The 17,417-nt window shown below is 58.2% G+C and carries 10 protein-coding genes, 2 tRNA genes and 1 riboswitch; of the genes, 7 read left to right on the forward strand and 5 right to left on the reverse strand.

Going from position 1 to position 17,417, the window contains the following annotated elements:
• The first annotated feature begins 162 nt into the window (after positions 1-162).
• The 4 genes from fumC (at position 163) to ACFO6X_RS07610 (ending at position 5,041) form a co-directional block, all read left to right on the forward strand.
• Positions 163-1,566: a class II fumarate hydratase gene (fumC, locus tag ACFO6X_RS07595; protein WP_382431638.1), complete on the forward strand. Its 1,404-nt coding sequence runs from the start codon at positions 163-165 to the stop codon at positions 1,564-1,566.
• Positions 1,567-1,655: 89 nt separating this feature from the next.
• Positions 1,656-2,120 carry a CBS domain-containing protein gene (locus ACFO6X_RS07600; RefSeq protein WP_382431640.1) on the forward strand — a complete coding sequence of 155 codons (465 nt, stop codon included), beginning with the start codon at positions 1,656-1,658 and terminating at the stop codon, positions 2,118-2,120.
• Between the two features lie 45 nt (positions 2,121-2,165).
• Positions 2,166-3,260: a chorismate synthase gene (gene aroC, locus ACFO6X_RS07605; RefSeq protein WP_382431642.1), complete on the forward strand. Its 1,095-nt coding sequence runs from the start codon at positions 2,166-2,168 to the stop codon at positions 3,258-3,260.
• 5 nt (positions 3,261-3,265) lie between these two features.
• Complete coding sequence (locus ACFO6X_RS07610) at positions 3,266-5,041, forward strand: bifunctional metallophosphatase/5'-nucleotidase (RefSeq protein WP_382431644.1); 1,776 nt, start codon at positions 3,266-3,268, stop codon at positions 5,039-5,041.
• Between the two features lie 27 nt (positions 5,042-5,068).
• On the opposite strand, the gene nrdR is transcribed toward ACFO6X_RS07610, so the two are convergent.
• From nrdR to ACFO6X_RS07625, 3 genes are all read right to left on the reverse strand, one after another.
• Positions 5,069-5,518 carry a transcriptional regulator NrdR gene (nrdR, locus tag ACFO6X_RS07615; RefSeq protein ID WP_382431646.1) on the reverse strand — a complete coding sequence of 150 codons (450 nt, stop codon included), beginning with the start codon at positions 5,516-5,518 and terminating at the stop codon, positions 5,069-5,071.
• A gap of 14 nt (positions 5,519-5,532) precedes the next feature.
• Positions 5,533-6,777, reverse strand: a complete 1,245-nt coding sequence (gene glyA, locus ACFO6X_RS07620; protein WP_382431648.1) for a serine hydroxymethyltransferase — start codon at positions 6,775-6,777, stop codon at positions 5,533-5,535.
• A 38-nt stretch (positions 6,778-6,815) separates the two neighbouring features.
• A riboswitch (ZMP/ZTP riboswitch) is annotated at positions 6,816-6,975 on the reverse strand.
• Between the two features lie 33 nt (positions 6,976-7,008).
• Complete coding sequence (locus ACFO6X_RS07625) at positions 7,009-7,860, reverse strand: lytic transglycosylase domain-containing protein (protein ID WP_382431650.1); 852 nt, start codon at positions 7,858-7,860, stop codon at positions 7,009-7,011.
• A gap of 323 nt (positions 7,861-8,183) precedes the next feature.
• Between ACFO6X_RS07625 and ACFO6X_RS07630 the strand changes: the two genes are divergently transcribed.
• Both ACFO6X_RS07630 and ACFO6X_RS07635 read left to right on the forward strand, forming a co-directional pair.
• Entirely contained in the window at positions 8,184-11,894 is a 3,711-nt protein-coding gene (locus tag ACFO6X_RS07630; RefSeq protein ID WP_382431652.1) for a DUF748 domain-containing protein, read from the forward strand.
• 161 nt (positions 11,895-12,055) lie between these two features.
• Positions 12,056-14,725, forward strand: a complete 2,670-nt coding sequence (locus ACFO6X_RS07635; protein ID WP_382431654.1) for a DUF349 domain-containing protein — start codon at positions 12,056-12,058, stop codon at positions 14,723-14,725.
• 119 nt (positions 14,726-14,844) lie between these two features.
• Here the strand turns inward: ACFO6X_RS07635 and ACFO6X_RS07640 are convergent.
• A tRNA-Leu gene (locus ACFO6X_RS07640) sits at positions 14,845-14,929 on the reverse strand.
• 104 nt (positions 14,930-15,033) lie between these two features.
• Positions 15,034-15,118 (reverse strand) — tRNA-Leu (locus ACFO6X_RS07645).
• Between the two features lie 34 nt (positions 15,119-15,152).
• Between ACFO6X_RS07645 and rnr the strand changes: the two genes are divergently transcribed.
• On the forward strand, positions 15,153-17,396 hold the full coding sequence (rnr, locus tag ACFO6X_RS07650; protein ID WP_382431656.1) for a ribonuclease R: 2,244 nt from the start codon (positions 15,153-15,155) through the stop codon (positions 17,394-17,396).
• Positions 17,397-17,417 lie beyond the last annotated feature (21 nt).

The raw sequence follows: 17,417 nt of genomic DNA on the forward strand, positions 1-17,417 counted from the left end.
GCGTCGAGGGTGGGGAGTAGTCCGTTTTCGAAGCGTGGATTATCCCCCGGCCAGGCTTGCGTTGTGCTGTCGCTAGCCCAGGACTGCGCTAGCGGTATGCTGTGGCCTGTCCATCCGCCGTTTTCTTTTTCTCACATGCGTGTCGGATGCAGGAGCTAGGCCATGACGACAGAATCTTCCACTTCTACACGCACCGAATTCGATACCCTCGGCCCTATCGAGGTGCCAGCACAGCGGCTTTGGGGAGCCCAGACCCAGCGTGCTTTGGTGCATTTCGCTATTTCTGAAGAGCGCATGGCACCGGAGTTGCTGCGGGCGCTGGCACAAATCAAGCGCGCCTGTGCCTATGTCAACCATGCCCAAGGGCGTTTGCAAGCTGCCAAGGCTACCGCCATCATTGCCGCAGCCGATGAGCTGATCAATGGTGAGCATGCGGATGAGTTTCCACTGTCGGTGTGGCAGAGTGGCTCTGGCACCCAGACCCACATGAACGTGAATGAAGTGCTTGCCAACCGGGCCAGCGAATTGTTGGGCGGCCCCTGTGGGCAGGGGCGCTGGATACATCCCTATGAGGATGTGAACCTGGGGCAGGCCAGCAATGACGTGTTTCCCACGGCCATGCACGTTGCGGCTGTCGAGGTGTTGTTGCGGTGTTTGTTGCCCGCACTGCAATGCCTGCGCAGTACCTTGACCGACAAGGCACAGGCTTTTGCAGACTTGGTCAAGCTGGGCCGTACGCATCTGCAGGATGCGGCTCCTTTGACCTTGGGTCAAGAGATTTCGGGTTGGGCGGCGCAGTTGCAGCAAGCAGAGCAGCATGTGCGCGATGCTTTGCCCCACCTGTGTGAATTGGCCTTGGGTGGCACGGTGGTTGGTACAGGTTTACATGCCCTGCCCGACTATGCTCCGGAGGTGGCCCAAGAGCTGGCCGACTTGACGGGGCTGCCGCTGGTGACCGCCCCGAACAAGTTTGAGGCCTTGGCCTCTTGCGATGCTTTGGTGCATGCCCATGGTGCTCTCAAGACTTTGGCGACCAGTTTGATGAAGATTGCCAACGATATTCGTTGGATGGCCAGTGGTCCGCGTGCTGGTTTGGGCGAGATCACGATTCCAGAAAATGAGTCTGGAGCTTTTATCTTGCCCGGAAAGGCCAACCCCACGCAGTGCGAGGCACTGATGATGTTGTGCTGTCAGGTGTTGGGCAACGATGTGACGATCAACATCGGCGGCGCTTCGGGTAACTTTCAGCTCAATGCGTTTCGGCCTGTGGTGATTCACAATTTTCTGCAAAGTGTGCGTTTGCTGGCCCAAGGTATGCAGAGCTTTCATGACCATTGTGTGGTCGGTATCGAGCCACAGCGTAGCCATATTGCTGAGCTGCTCAGTCGCTCGTTGGTGCTGGTAGCTGCGCTTCGTCCCCATCTCGCAGAGGAGAAAGTGGCTGAAATTGCCCGCAAGGCCTACACCGAACACACCAGCTTGCGCGAGGCAGGCATTGCGCTGGGCTATCTGACCGCCGAGCAGTTTGATGCTTGGGTAGACCCTGGACATTTGGCAGGTTTTTGATAAAGCCCTGTGTTCTGCCCCGAAAGAAAGGCTTTGTGGGCTATATTCGCCCAATACCAGCAACCCGTTGATTGGGCACCTTACACATCATGAAAGTTAGCGACATCCTGCGCGTCAAGGGCAACACCCTCTACACCGTCGATCCCTCCCGGCATCTGTCCGAAGCTATTCAGATCATGTCGGAGCGGGACATTGGCTCTTTGGTCGTCATGGAGCATGGTGATCTGGTGGGTATGCTCACTTTCCGCGAAATTATCCAGAGCTTGGTCAAAAACGATGGCAGTGTTGGCACCCTGCGGGTGCGTGCCGCTATGGACGATGCCCCCCTGACCTGCACGATGGAAACCGATATGGATGAGGTGCGACGCATGATGCTCGATCGCCATGCCCGCTATATGCCGGTGATGGACAGTCGGATGCTGATGGGTGTCATCAGTTTCTACGATGTGGCTAAAGCGGTGGTAGACAGTCAGAACTTTGAGAACCAAATGCTCAAAGCCTACATCCGTGATTGGCCCGATGAGGACAAAGCCCAAGCCGCCGCTGGTGCTTGAGAGGAATGGCCGGTTGGGGCTGTGGCTCTGGGATAATCCTTCTCCATGAGTGGCAATACCTTCGGAACCCTTTTTACCGTCACCAATTTTGGTGAGTCCCACGGCCCGGCCATTGGCTGCGTGATTGATGGCTGCCCGCCAGGCATGGCCCTGAGTGAGGCAGATATTCAGCTGGATCTAGATCGGCGCCGCCCCGGCACCAGTCGCCATGTCACGCAGCGCAACGAACCTGACGCGGTCGAAATTCTCTCGGGGGTGTATGAAGGCTATACCACCGGCACGCCCATTGCTTTGCTGATTCGCAATACCGACCAACGCAGCAAAGACTATGGCGATATTTTGCAAACCTTCCGCCCCGGCCATGCCGATTACACCTATTGGTACAAATATGGCATTCGTGATCCGCGCGGCGGTGGTCGTTCTTCGGCCCGCCTGACGGCGCCTACGGTGGCTGCTGGTGCTGTAGCCAAAAAGTGGCTGGCCGAAAAATTTGGTACCCAGTTTCGCGCTTGCATGACGCAACTGGGCGAACTGCCCATCCCATTCGAGAGCTGGGAGCATGTGCCGCACAACCCATTTTTTGCCCCGGTAGCCAATGTTGCAGCCTATGAGAGCTACATGGATGCCTTGCGCAAGGCGGGAGACTCTTGTGGCGCGCGCATCCGCGTGCAGGCCCAAGGTGTGCCGGTGGGTTTAGGCGAACCTCTGTTTGATAAGCTCGATGCCGATATCGCCTACGCCATGATGGGCCTGAATGCCGTTAAGGGGGTAGAGATTGGGGCTGGTTTTGCCAGCGTTGCCCAGCGCGGCACTGTGCATGGCGACTCGCTCACGCCAGAGGGCTTTGCCAGCAACCACTCGGGTGGAATTTTGGGGGGCATCAGCACTGGGCAAGATATTGAAGTATCGATTGCCATCAAGCCAACCAGTTCCATTCTGAGCCCGCGCGATTCTATCGATATCCACGGCAAGCCAGTCGAGGTGAGCACCAAGGGCCGCCATGATCCGTGCGTGGGCATTCGTGCTGCACCCATTGCGGAGGCTTTGTTGGCGCTGGTGCTCATGGATCACGCCTTGCGCCATCGTGCTCAGTGTGGCGATGTTGTGCAGGCGGTGCCGCCGATTCCTGCGGCCATCTGATCGCTATGCTGTTGCGGCTGCCGGGGCTGGTGGGTGCGCTGGTGCTGGCTGGGTGTGCTGGGGTAGCCGCACCACCGTCCCCGCACATGGAGATTGCCCTGCTGGGCTTCAATGATCTGCATGGGCAGTTAGAGCCACCACGCCAGTCTGTGGTGCTGCCCAGCACCCACAAGGCCCAAGGCACTATCACCGTGCCCGTGGGCGGCTTGGCCTATCTGGCAGGCACGGTGGCGGCACTGAAGGCCCGCACGCCCCACCATGCAGTGGTGGCAGCAGGCGATGTGGTAGGTGCCTCGCCGATGATGTCGGCGCTGTTTTTGGATGAGCCAACCATAGAAGCCCTGAACCAGATGCAGGTGGATGTCAGCGCGGTGGGCAACCATGAACTTGATCGAGGGTGGCTGGAATTATTGCGTTTGCAAAATGGGGGCTGTGCGCGTTATACGGCCCGCCAGCCGTGCCAGCTCAATCCAGCCTTTGCCGGGGCTCGTTTTCAGTTTCTGGCGGCTAATATCGTGCCGGAGGGCCGTGGTGAGTCGCCATTGCCTGCCACTGCCATTAAGCGATTTACACAAGGCGATCACACCGTGACGGTGGGCTTTATTGGCGTGACCTTGCAAGCAGCCCCCAAGGTGGTCTCGCCCGCTGGTGTGCGTGGTTTGCAGTTTGCGGATGAGGCCGAGAGCGCCAATGCCCAAGCGGCGCGTTTGCGGGCAAATGGGGCCGATATGGTGGTGCTGGCTTTGCACGAAGGCGGTGCCACCACGGCCAGTGCCGTAGAGACCAGTTGTGCCGGTCTGCGTGGCGATATCGTGCCGATATTGGAGCGACTGAGCTCGGCCATTGATGTGGTCATTTCTGGTCATACCCACCAAGCCTATGTTTGCGATTACGCCAGCATCAACCCGGCTAAACCTTTTTTGCTCACCAGTGCTGGGGCTTACGGTATGTGGGTCACAGACATTGTGCTGCGCTTTGATTTGGCGACGCGGCGTTTGGTACACAAGAGTGCTCGCAATGTGGCCGTGCAGAACGGCGGTTACGAGAGCAGTGCAGGCAAAATCATGCCTTCACCGTTGTATCCCAGCTATGTGCCCGATGTGGGGGTGCAAGCGGTGTTGGATCGCTACCGGGTGGCTGCTGCCCCGTGGATCGACAAACCCGTGGGGCGATTGTTGGGCACAGTGACCCGCCAGACAGCACCCTCTGGTGAGAGTGCCTTGGGCAACTTGGTGGCCGATGCCCAGCTCTGGGCCACCCAGTCCCCCGATGCTGGTGGTGCCCAAATATCTTTGATGCATGCGGGTGGGCTGCGGGCGGATTTGCTGCCCGATGTGCAAGGGCAAGTACGTTATGGACAGCTTTTCGCGGTGCAGCCGTTTGGTAATCATTTGGTGGTGCAAACCCTGACGGGCGCACAAATTCGCACTTTGCTGGAGCAGCAGTTTGATCCATTGGCACAGCCATCACAGCGCAGCCGTGTGTTGTCGGTGTCCAGCGGTTTTAGCTACCGCTATGACCTATCAAAACCACCTGGTGCCCGTGTTATGGCAATGACATTGCATGGACAAGCGATGGAGGAGGCGCAAGACTATCGGGTGGTGGTTAGCAGTTTCTTGGCCCAAGGGGGGGATCGCTACCCCGTATTCACCCAAGGTCGTGACGTGCTGGGGGGGATGTTGGATGTGGATGCGCTGGAAGGCTATTTTGGTGCGCAGGGCATGGTGCAGCCACCAATGCCAGACCGCATCAAGCGCACCGATGTGCTCGTACGGCGTTGACGCTGGGCTACATGTGCAGCCACTGGCTTACTGACGCACTTCGTCTACCAAGGTTTTGAAGTCGTTGATGTCTTCAAAGCTGCGGTAAACGCTGGCGTAGCGGATATAGGCAACCTTGTCGAGCTTTTGGAGTGCCCGCATCACCAGCTCGCCGATGCGGCTGGAGGGCACTTCGCGTTGGCCCAAATTGAGCAGGGTCTCTTCAATGCCCTCGATGGCGGTGTCAATTTGTGCTGTGCTGACTGGGCGTTTGCGCAGCGCAATGTTGAACGATCCTAGCAGCTTGGCACGGGTGTATTCGGTGCGACGGCCATCCTTTTTGACAACCACCGGAAAGCTCACCTCTGGGCGCTCATAGGTGGTGAACCGTTTCTCGCAGGCGCTGCAACGCCGCCTGCGGCGAACGACGTCCCCTTCTTCAGACACCCTGGTTTCAACGACTTGCGTCTCTTGGTGGCTGCAAAAGGGGCATTTCATCGCATTAAACCGGCTTAACGGTACACCGGGAAGCGTGCGGTCAAGGCGTTGACCTTGGCGCGCACCGCTGCAATGTTGGCTTCGTCACGCGGGTTGTCCAGCACATCGGCAATCAGGTTGGCGGTGATGCGTGCTTCCTCATCCTTAAAGCCACGGGTGGTCATTGCAGGAGTACCCACACGGATCCCGCTGGTGACCATGGGCTTTTCAGGGTCGTTGGGAATGGCATTCTTGTTGATGGTCATGTGGGCAGCACCCAACACGGCCTCGGCTTCCTTGCCAGTGATGCCCTTGGCACGCAAGTCCACCAGCATGACATGGCTTTCGGTGCCGCCACTGACGATGCGCAGGCCGCGCTGGGTCAGGGTTTCGGCAATGATTTGCGCGTTCTTGACCACCTGTTGTTGGTAGGTTTTGAACTCAGGTTGCAGCGCCTCTTTGAACGCTACGGCTTTGGCTGCAATAACGTGCATCAGCGGGCCACCTTGCAGGCCGGGGAAGATGGCGCTGTTGATGGCTTTTTCGTGCTCGGCCTTCATCAGGATGATGCCGCCACGGGGGCCGCGCAGGCTCTTGTGCGTAGTGGAGGTGACCACATCGGCAAATGGCACGGGGTTGGGGTAGACACCAGCAGCAATCAGACCCGCATAGTGGGCCATGTCTACCATGAAGATGGCACCCACATCTTTGGCTACTTTGGCAAAGCGTTCAAAGTCGATGCGCAGGCTGTAGGCCGATGCGCCAGCAATGATGAGTTTGGGCTTGGTTTCGTGGGCCTTGCGCTCCATGGCGTCGTAGTCGATGGCCTCGTTGGCGTCAAGGCCGTAGCTGACCACGTTGAACCATTTGCCCGACATATTCAGGGGCATACCGTGGGTGAGGTGGCCGCCTTCGGCCAAGCTCATGCCCATGATGGTGTCACCTGGCTTGACAAAGGCCAAGAACACGGCCTCGTTGGCAGAAGCGCCGCAATGGGGCTGCACATTGGCTGCTTCTGCGCCAAAAATTTGTTTGATGCGGTCAATGGCCAACTGCTCGGCGATATCGACATATTCGCAGCCACCGTAATAACGCTTGCCAGGATAGCCTTCGGCGTATTTGTTGGTCAGTTGTGAGCCTTGTGCGGCCATGACGGCGGGCGAGGCATAGTTTTCGCTGGCGATCAGCTCAATGTGCTCTTCTTGGCGCTGATTCTCGGCCTGAATGGCAGCGTAAAGCTCGGGGTCGGTTTGCTCGACAAGGATATTGCGTTGGTACATGGTGTGTGGCAGTCCTGTGAATTGGAGTCCCTTGAAGCAAGGGCTGCCCAGGCGAACGGCGGAATCACCAAGGGTCTGACAGACCCCTGGCGGCACGCTTCCCAGTGGTTTCACCGCCAAGGTTTGGTCAGTTTCCACGTCAGCAACAGCATCTTGCAGTTGGAGATGCTATGCCTATCGCCAGTCGCGTGCTTGGTTAGTGTAGCTGACAGTGCAGATGGCTGTCTTGCTTCAAAGGCCCGACAGCAGCGCCACCTTTTCTGTGGTGTTGGCTGGTGCAGCCGCTTCGGCAGGTGGGGTGGCTGTGGTTGTCTTGTTGTCGGGCTTGCGCTCGGCCAAGAGTGGGAAGGGGGATGTGGGGGCTTTGCGCTGACCGGCTACTTGTCGCAGACGGGCATGTTCGGCTAGCACTTTGGCAGCATAACCCCCATCATCGGCCATGTCGGCGGCACCCACATAACAGCCCAAGCCGCCTTCGACGGAGCCGGTGCGGGTGATGCAGTCCATCAGCACTTTGACGCCTACGCGCAGGTTGGTCACAGGATCAAATGCGGCCAGTTTGCCGCCCACACGCTCATATTTATCGGTGTGTACGCGGGTCATGACCTGCATCAGGCCTTGCGCTCCCACGGAACTTTGGGCAAAGGGGTTGAAGCTCGATTCCACTGCCATGATGGCCAGAATCAGGGTGGGATCTAATTGAACCCGTGTGCCAGTCGCATAGGCTTCTGCCACCAACAGGCCCAGCGGTTCTGGGGCAACGCGGTATTTCTTGCTCAGCCAGTAGGCCACTTTGGCCTGCTCTTTGGGCAAGTCTTTGGGGTTGACGGCCAGTGTGCGGTCGCTGGGCTCAGGTTCTGGCTCGATTGGCCCCAGCAGGGCTTCCTGCCGGGCCTGTAACCAGCCTATCAGTTGTTCCTCTCCTGCTTGGCGCAGGTCGGGGCGTGCCACCAAGGTAGCGGTGGTAAAAACAACGAGCAGCCCAACAAGGGCAAAACTGTTGCGGGTGATGGCAAGAAATCCTGTGATCACATCGGTGGCAAAGGTATGCACACCGGAGACCCATTTTCCTGACGCTGTCATAGCTTTCCTTTCTCGGCGGCGGGGGCCTGGACATCGGGTGCCCTTGTGAGGCACCGCAAAGTCAGGAGATCTCGCCTGGATTGGTACGCCATCAAGTTCGTGCTGGGGCAAGGTGCCCGAAAGAACGCACGGAACTGACTTAGCCGGATTCGGCAGCGGTTGGGTTGGTACTGGCCTGCTGTGAGGCTGAGGCGATTCTAGGATTGGGTTAAATAGCAAGTCAATACTAACGATTTTACATTTAATACTTTAAAGTTATGAATTGAGGGGAATTCTGTGGCTCCCGCTGAGCGTGCAGAGTGGATATCCCGCAAAATCTCGTTATGCAAATTTCTTCTCTTCGTCACAAGTCCTGGGTGCGCTGGGGGCTTGTCGTGCTCGCTGGCTGGATGGTGCTTTGGCTGTTGGGCTGGTTGGTGTTGCCATCGGTGCTGCGCAGTCTGGGAGAAAAGATGGGCACTGAGCGCCTGGGGCGTACGGTGCAAATTGGCCAGATCGACTTTCGTCCTTGGAGTCTGGAGCTGACGGTGCGGGACATACAGATTGCCGGTACCGCTTCAGACCGGCCCTTACTGCAAGTGCAGCGTTTCTATCTGGATGCGCAATGGCAGTCGTTGTGGTATTTGGCGCCTGTGCTTGATGCTCTGGAGGTAGATGCGCCAGTGTTGCATCTGACCCAACAGGCACCGGGGCGTTATGACATTGATGACATCATGGCCCGGCTTGAGGCTGCAAGACAGCAGGAGCCTGACCACAGTGAGCCGATGGTGTTCGCCCTCTACAACATCGTGTTGCGTGGTGGGGAAGTGCATTTTCAGGATCAGACCGTGGGCAGCACCCATGCACTGCGCCATTTGCAATTGCAGCTTCCCTTGCTGAGCAATTTGCCTACTGAGCGCGAGATCAAAGTGCAGCCGCATTTGGCTTTTGAGCTCAACGGTAGCCCTTTTAGCTCCAGTGCCGAGGCGACGCCATTTGCACAGCAACGCCAAGCGGATATTCGCTTGCATTGGTCGGGGTTGGATCTCAAACCCTATTTGGGCTATTTGCCTGCCAGTTTGCCTGTGCGTTTGCAGTCGGCATTGTTGGATGCCGATTTGCGTGTGCATTTTGCGCAAGCCCAGACGCCTGTGCTGCGTCTGAGTGGTCGTGTGGGGGCGCGTGAATTGCAATTGACCGATGTGGCCGCCAGTGAACTATTGTCAGTGGCTGCGTTGACGTTGGAGTTAGAGGATGTGCGTCCACTGGAGCGCCGTGTGCAGTTGCAATCGGTGCAGATCGATGCGCCTCATGTTCATGTGCGCCGCCATCGTCAGGGGCACCTGAACTGGGCGGGTGGAGGGGCACCGTCTCCAACCACCACCACGGTGACACCTACATCACCCGATGACCAAGCCCCTACAGGCAGTGACTGGCGTCTGGACGTCAACCAAATTACTGTGCAGCACGCACAACTGGACTGGCAAGACGAAACCCTGCCAACGCCTGCACGTCTCAGGTTGCAGGAGCTGGGCTTGCAGGCCAGCAATCTCCGCTGGCCCTTAGAGCACCCCGTGCAGTTTGCTGGACAGATGCAACTGGTGGCCCCTGATGATAGTCGGGGGCCAGCAACACTGGCCTTTGAGGGACAAGCCACCCATCAAAAAGCCAAGGTGGCGTTGTCGGTGCAGGCACTTCCCTTAGGTTGGGGCAGGCCGTATTTGGCGCAATCGTTGGTGCCTCGTTTGGAGGGCATGCTCAATGCCGATCTGGGCTTGGCTTGGGATGATCCGGCGCTGGTGGCTCAGGTGGCACAACTGAACATTGATGGCTTGGAACTCGCTTGTGCGCCCAATGCCAAGTGTGTGCCAGCCGTGGCCTCTGGATTGGCCTTACGTGGTCAGAACACACTGGCCGAGCTGAAGAAACTTCGCATAGAAGGCGCACAAGTGCATCTGGCCAAGCGATCTGTGACGGTGCAGAGCATGGCCCTGACCCAGCCACGTTTGTTGGTGGAGCGTGACAGTGAGGGGCAGTGGATGTTTGAACGCTGGTTGCCTGCCAATGAGCCACAACCTGCCACTGCGACCAAGGCGGGGGAGGCGCCACTTCCTTGGTCGTTGCGCTGGGCTGATTTGGCACTGCATGGTGGCACAGTGGCCTTTCGTGACGGGTTTGTGGCCTCTCCGGTGGCTTTGCTGGTGTCAGGGCTGCAAGTGCAGCTCAAAGATTTTGCGCCATTGGCTTCCAACACACCCCCATCGGCATTGAGTGTATCGGCTCGGGTTGGGGCGGGGCGTACCGATCCAGGTCGACTGGAATACGATGGGACGGTGGGCTTAGCCCCCTTGGCCGTTCAAGGCAAGGTGCGGGCGCACCAATTGCCGTTGCATGCCTTCGAGCCTTATGTCACTAAGGATCTGAATGTGGACATTCGTCGGGCCGATGGCAGCTTTCAGGGGCAGGTGGCCTATGCCCAGTTGCCTGCTGGCCCTCAGCTCAGGGTAGAGGGCGATGCCGCCCTGGACGATGTGCGTGTACGCACTGTGGTCTCTCGCCAGGATGTGGGTGACAGCGCCTCACCCGATTTGCCGATGCTGGGGCGTGCAGAGGAGTTACTGAACTGGAAATCGCTGGCTGTGCGGGGCATTTCTATGGCCATGGTGCCTGGTCAGGCTTTGCAACTGGACGTGCGCGAAACGGCACTGATGGACTTTTTTGCCCGTGTGGTGGTGCAGGAAGATGGGCGTCTCAACTTGCAGGATTGGCGCAAAGCCGCACCAATCCCTGTTGCTGCCCCTACAGGGGAGGCCACAACACCGGCCAGCATGGCTGCTGGACAGGCCGCCCCGGCCCCCATCGTACGCATTGGCCCGATCACATTGACAGGAGGGCGGGTAGACTTTTCCGACCACTTCATCAAACCGAACTACTCTGCCGACTTGAGTGGATTGGCTGGGCGCCTCAGTGCATTTTCTTCGGTGCCAGCGGTGCCGGGGATGCCTCCACTCATGGCGGATTTGGAATTGCGGGGCCGTGCACAAGGAACGGCATCGCTGGACATCACGGGTCAGCTCAATCCATTGGCACAGCCTTTGGCGTTGGATATTCGGGGCCAGATGCGCGATTTGGAGCTGCCCCCCTTATCGCCTTACACCATCAAATATGCAGGGCATGGCATTGAACGTGGCAAGCTCAGTATGGATGTGAGCTACCAAGTGCAACCCAACGGGCAATTGACGGCAGGCAACAAGCTGGTGTTGCACCAGTTAAAGTTTGGCGACCCGATAGAGGGCGCACCGGCCAGCCTGCCTGTGCGTTTGGCAGTGGCCCTGTTGGCCGACCGCAATGGGGTGATTGATGTGGATTTGCCTATCAGTGGCTCACTCAACGACCCAGAATTTAGACTCGGATCGGTGATTTTGAAGGTGGTTGGAAATCTGATCGTCAAAGCAGTGACCGCCCCATTCTCTTTGCTGGCAGGCATCTTGGGTGGTGGCGCTGAACAGGGCGTGGTGGCCTTTACACCAGGCACGGCACAACTGGATGCGGTGGCCCGTCAAAGTCTAGACAAGTTGGCTCAGGCCATGAAAGACCGGCCATCGTTGAATATGACCGTGGTGGGGCAGGCCAGTGCCCCCGCAGAACGCCAAGCTTGGCAGCGCGACAAACTGCAACAGTTGGTGTTGGCGCACAAACGCCGCGTGGCGGTGCGGGCCGGACAGGACGTTGATACAGTGGAGGCGGTGAGTGCCGAAGAATATCCCGTCCTGCTTAAAGAGGTGTACCGTCGGGCCGATTTGAAGAAAGAGCGCAACCTGATCGGCATGACCAAGGATGTGCCTTTGGCACAAATGGAAGCGGTGCTGTTGGATAGTATTCCGGTGCCTGACGATGCCATGCGTGAGCTGGCGCTGGCCCGTGCGGTGATGGTGCGTGACTATCTGGCTTCGCGTGATTTGCCTCTGTCGCGTTTATTTTTGGGGGCACCAGAAACCATAGGTGCCGATGCCGACTGGAAGCCGCAGGCCAAGCTGGGCTTGGCAGTTCATTGATCCAATGGGGTAGGTGTCAGGCCAAATCCCGGTCAAAATAGCGCCTTCTTCGACATGGGTCAGTATGCTGATCCGCAGTTTGTCCGCTATTGCTGCCCGAGATACGTCTCGGGTGGTCGTTTCTTCCACAATCCATGCTTTCTTTTCTTTCACGCAATAAAATGTCCGACGCTCCCGAAAACCATCCGGCCCCTGCCAAGACCCCTGAAGCGCATCCCTTGGATGGTCTCACTGGTGGGGCTTTTTCGGCGGCAACGTCGGGCGAGCGTGCTGCGCGTATCCGCGAGTGGCTCTCTACCCAGCCCACCCCCGAACAATTGCAAGAAGTGTTCAAAGAGCTGAGCGGCCGTGACAAGGGCGCGGCGCGCGCCGTGCGCGAACGCATTGATGAGTTGCGCCGGGCTAAGAACCAAGAAGCCATCGCTGCCGAATGGGCTGACAAGGCCAACGCGTTGTTGGCTGCGGTCAAACTCAATATTGCCGATGCCTTGGCTTGGCAGCGGGATGCGGCCAAGGCCGGTGCTCCACTGTCGCGCGAGCCACTGTCGCTGCTGAAAGTGCAACTGGCTGAGCGTATCAAGGTGATTGAGGATTTGCAGCACCGTGTGCAGGTGCAGCGTGAGGCCGCTGTGCTGTTAGCCCAGCGCATCGAGGTGCTGTCTACCAAATCTTGGCGTGATGCACAGGCTGCACTGGAGGTGTTGCGTGCCGATGTGCAACATTGGCAGGATCAGGCGCAGGCCTTGGCCGGAGACCCAAACTGGGTCAGTGTTGAGGCGCGTTTTCCAGCCCTGTTGGATGCCTCTCGTGGCCAGTTGCTGGTCGTGTGGGATGCCTTCCAGCCCGCTTTGGCCCAGGCCGTAGCAGCAGCAGAAGATGCCGCCGCTCCCCTGCCACCTGTGCCCGTTTGGGCCGATGAATTGCGTGTTGCGCGTGGCCTGCCCACTGAGGCCGTTGCCGAGCGTCCGGCCCGTGTCGCTAAACCCAAGGTTGCTCCCGAAGTGGTCGCCAAGGCGGTGCAGTCGGTTCGCGATGCCCTGGCCAAGTTGGAGCAAGAAACTGCAGAAGGACATGGCAAAGCCAGCGCAGGTGCTGCGGCTGCCTTGCGTGCGGTACTGAAAGACCACGGCAAACACATTGATGCTGCCTTGGAGCAGCAGGTGCATAGCGCATTGGTGGCTGCGGGTGAACTCGAAGGCTGGCAGCGGTGGAGTGCTGATCAGGTGCGTGAAGAGTTGGTGACTAAGGCCGAAGCCTTACTCCAGCGTCCCGACGGTCAGTCTTTGGGTGGCCGAAAGATTCAGGAAAGTCTGCGCCAATTGCGCGAGCAATGGAAAAAAACGGACCAAGGCGGTGCCCCCAACCACGCACTGTGGAAGAAATTTGACGAGGCCTGCAATGCAGCGCACAAGGTCGTGGAGGCGTGGTTAGACAAGATTCGGGCTGAAGCAGCAGAACATAAAGCCCAACGGTTGGCGTTGATTGAGGAACTCAAAGCTTGGGCTGCCAGCCCTGCCGCCTCTTCCGACTGGAAAGCAGTCAATCGCGCGCTGTACCAGTTTGCCGACCGCTGGCGTGCCAGTGGTCATGTGGGTGAAAAGCTCTTTGCCGAGCTGCAACCGCTTTGGAAGCAGGCAATCACGGCAGCCGCGGCACCACTGGAGGCCGCACAAAAGGCCAGCATTCTGCGCCGTCAGGCCATGATTGAAGAAGCCACGGTGTTGGGCGCTGCCCCAACATTGCGCATTGATGCCATCCGTGCCTTGCAACAACGTTGGCAAGCCGAAGCCCAAGGCGTGCCCTTGGACCGTAAGCAGGAGCAAAAGCTGTGGGATACCTTCCGTAAACCCATTGACGATGCTTTCCAGCGCAAGACGGCAGATCGTGAAAAGCAGGCTACCGAATTGAGCGCCCGTGACCGTGCCGTCGTAGATGCTGCCAAAGCGTTGGAAGCGGCCAATGCCAGTGGCGATGCACAGCAAATTCGCCAAGCCATGACTGCATTGGAGGCAGCATTGCGTGGTCAGGCCCAAGCCCGTGCAGATGCTGCGGCACAGGCCAGCGACCAAGGGACAGCCGCACCAGCAGCAGAGACAGCAGCTACCCCAGACGCTACGGCGGCCGATGTGCAGGCCGTGCCAGAAGAGGCTGCCACGGCTGCCCCCAAGGCGGCCAGCCGTCCGGTGGTGGCTGTCCGTGGTGATGACCGCCCCGGTATGAAAAAAGACGCCCCCGCTGCCGCCCCTGTGGGCCGTAATGGCAAACCAGGTGGTGATCGCCGCGATGCCCGTCCAGGCCGTGATGGAGTTCGTCCAGATGCGCGTGGGGGTCGTTTTGCTGATCGGGCTCCCGCCTTCGAAGACCGTGGCCCCCGTTTGGGTGATGCGGCCTTCCGCGCCCAGCGTGAAGCCATGGAGCATGCCCAACAGGCACTGAAGAAGTTGGCTGCCCAAGCACATGGCGAAGCCTTGACCCAGCTGCTTACCGCTTGGGAAAAGCGTGATCCGGCTCTGTTGCCCTCTGCCCAAGAACTGGGTGGGCGGGTGGCACCCGCTGTGCGCACGGCATGGACACAGGCTTTGGGTAAGGCTGCTACAGGGGATGCTGCCCAATCTTTGCTGCGCCTAGAAATGGCTGCTGAAGTGCCGACTCCGGCAGAGCAGTTGTCGGCACGGCGTATGTTGCAATTGCAATTGCTCACGCGCCGCAACGATCCAGCACCCACTGAAACCTGGGGCCGTGATGTAGCCACAGTGTTGGCCAGTGCCAGCGAGGCCACCAGCGCCCGCCGTTTGCAGAACGTGCTCAAGGCACTGCTGCGCAAGGCCTAAGCCGATAGTTGCCTTGTGAGATAGAGGCCCACGGGTGCATGCGCCTGTGGGCTTTTTTGGGGCGTGGTGGAGGCGTTAAAAACAAAAAAGCCGTTGCGCAATGCAACGGCTTTTGAATTTGGTGCCCAGGAGAGGACTCGAACCTCCACGGAGTTACCCGCTAGTACCTGAAACTAGTGCGTCTACCAATTCCGCCACCTGGGCTTTCAGGAAAGAATGGGATTGTAAAACAATACCCAGAACTTTTTAAATTTTCTTAAAACTTCCAAGTCGAAAACAAGGCATAAAATGCTGCATGTCGTTAGACTTGGTGCCCAGGAGAGGACTCGAACCTCCACGGAGTTACCCGCTAGTACCTGAAACTAGTGCGTCTACCAATTCCGCCACCTGGGCATTTCAGGAAAGAACCAGATTGTATACCAAAAAAATGAAATTTAACACCAAGGCAGCACCTTCTTCGGACGAAATTGAGGGCAGCGTGCAGGGCCATCGGGATGGGCACGGTTTTTTGTTGCGCGACGATGGTCAGCCGGATGTTTTCTTACCACCCAATGAAATGCGGGCCGTACTGCACCAAGATCGGGTGCGTGTGCGCGTGGTGCGTCAGGATCGGCGTGGACGCCCCGAAGGCCGGGTGGTCGAAATCATCGAGCGTCCTGCACGTCCTCTGATAGGTCGTTTGTTGCAAGAGAGCGGTGTTTGGTTGGTAGCCCCTGAAGATAAGCGTTATGGTCAAGATGTGTTGATTCCGGCCAATGCGTTGGGGCAGGCACAGCCCGGTCAAGTGGTTGTGGTGGAGCTGACTGAGCCGCCTGCGCTGTTTGGTCAGCCGGTGGGGCGGATCACTGAAGTGTTGGGCGAGGTCGATGACCCCGGCATGGAGATTGAAATTGCCGTGCGCAAATACGATGTGCCGCACATTTTTTCTGAGGCTTGCTTGGCACAAGCGGCTGCCTTGCCCGATAAAGTGCGCGCTACCGACAAACGCCAGCGCATTGACCTCACCGATATCCCCCTGGTGACCATCGATGGCGAAGATGCACGCGATTTTGATGACGCCGTGTATTGTGAGCCCGCCAAAGTGGGGCGCAGTAAGGGGTGGCGCTTGTTGGTGGCTATTGCCGATGTGAGCCATTATGTGCAAACCGGCAGTGCCATTGATATTGACGCCTACGACCGCGCCACCAGCGTCTATTTTCCGCGCCGCGTCATTCCGATGTTGCCTGAAAAACTGTCTAACGGCTTGTGCTCACTCAATCCAGATGTGGAGCGTCTGTGCATGGTCTGCGATATGCTGGTCACGACCAAGGGCGAAGTCCATGCCTACCAGTTCTATCCGGCGGTGATGTTCAGCCATGCGCGCTTCACTTATACCGAGGTGGCCGCTATTTTGGCTAACACCCGTGGCCCTGAGGCGGCCAAGCGTGCGGAGCGTGTGCGCGATTTACTCAATTTGCATGATGTGTATCGGGCTCTATTGCAAGCACGCCAAGCGCGCGGTGCGGTAGATTTTGAAACCACCGAGACACAGATTGTTTGCGATGAGAATGGCCGTATTGAAAAGATCGTGCCGCGTACGCGCAACGATGCCCATCGCCTGATCGAAGAGGCCATGTTGGCCGCCAATGTGTGCAGTGCCGACTTTATTGCCCAAGGCAAACAACATGGCCTATACCGCGTTCATGAGGGCCCTACGCCTGAAAAACAAGACATTCTGCGCAGTTACCTGAAGGCGATGGCCGTGGGGATGTCTATCAGTGAGAATCCCCAGCCGTCTGAATTCCAAGCGATTGCTGAGGCCACCAAAGACCGCCCCGATGCACAGCAAATTCATACCATGCTGTTGCGTTCGATGCAGCAAGCCATTTACACACCCATCAATAGCGGACATTTTGGCTTGGCCTTTGATGCCTACACGCACTTTACCAGTCCGATTCGGCGTTACCCCGATTTGCTGGTGCATCGGGTGATCAAAGCGATTTTGAGCCATACCAAGTATCAATTGCCAGCACTGCCCACTCCTGGCGATGCCCATGCCAAGTTGACCAAACGGCTGGCCAAACGTGTGGCCCCACCGTTGGCTCCCGGAGAAAAGCCACGTAAGAAAGAAACAGGCGCAGCATTGGCCGAAACCCAGTCTTGGGAGGCTGCGGGCTTGCATTGCAGCGCCAATGAGCGCCGTGCCGACGAGGCCAGTCGCGATGTGCAAGCTTGGCTCAAGTGCAAATACATGCGCGAGCATCTGGGTGAGGAATACAGCGGTTTGGTCAGTGCGGTGACCAGCTTTGGCATTTTTGTCACGTTAGACAGCATGTATGTCGAAGGGCTGGTACACATTACTGAACTGGGCGGCGAATACTTCAAGTTTGATGAAGCCCGCCAAGAGTTGCGCGGTGAGCGCAGTGGCATCCGTTATGCCATCGGTACACGGGTGCAGGTGCAAGTGGGCCGGGTAGATTTGGATGCGCGGCGCATTGATTTCAGGTTGCTCCATGAAGATGAGGGGCTGCCTGCACGGCCGACGAAAGATTGGAGCAAAGACCGTCCTAAAGACAACCCAGCACGCAGCAAGGCCCAACCTGCAGGGCGCACCGATGCGGCAGGCGTGGTGGGGGCAAAGAAGGGCCACGCCAAGGCGCGGCGGGCGAAAAGTGGTGGTAGGCGTTCCTAAAAGGCTGGGCTAGACCCAGTG

The organism is Giesbergeria sinuosa (assembly GCF_042652905.1).
Taxonomy (GTDB): domain Bacteria; phylum Pseudomonadota; class Gammaproteobacteria; order Burkholderiales; family Burkholderiaceae_C; genus Simplicispira; species Simplicispira sinuosa.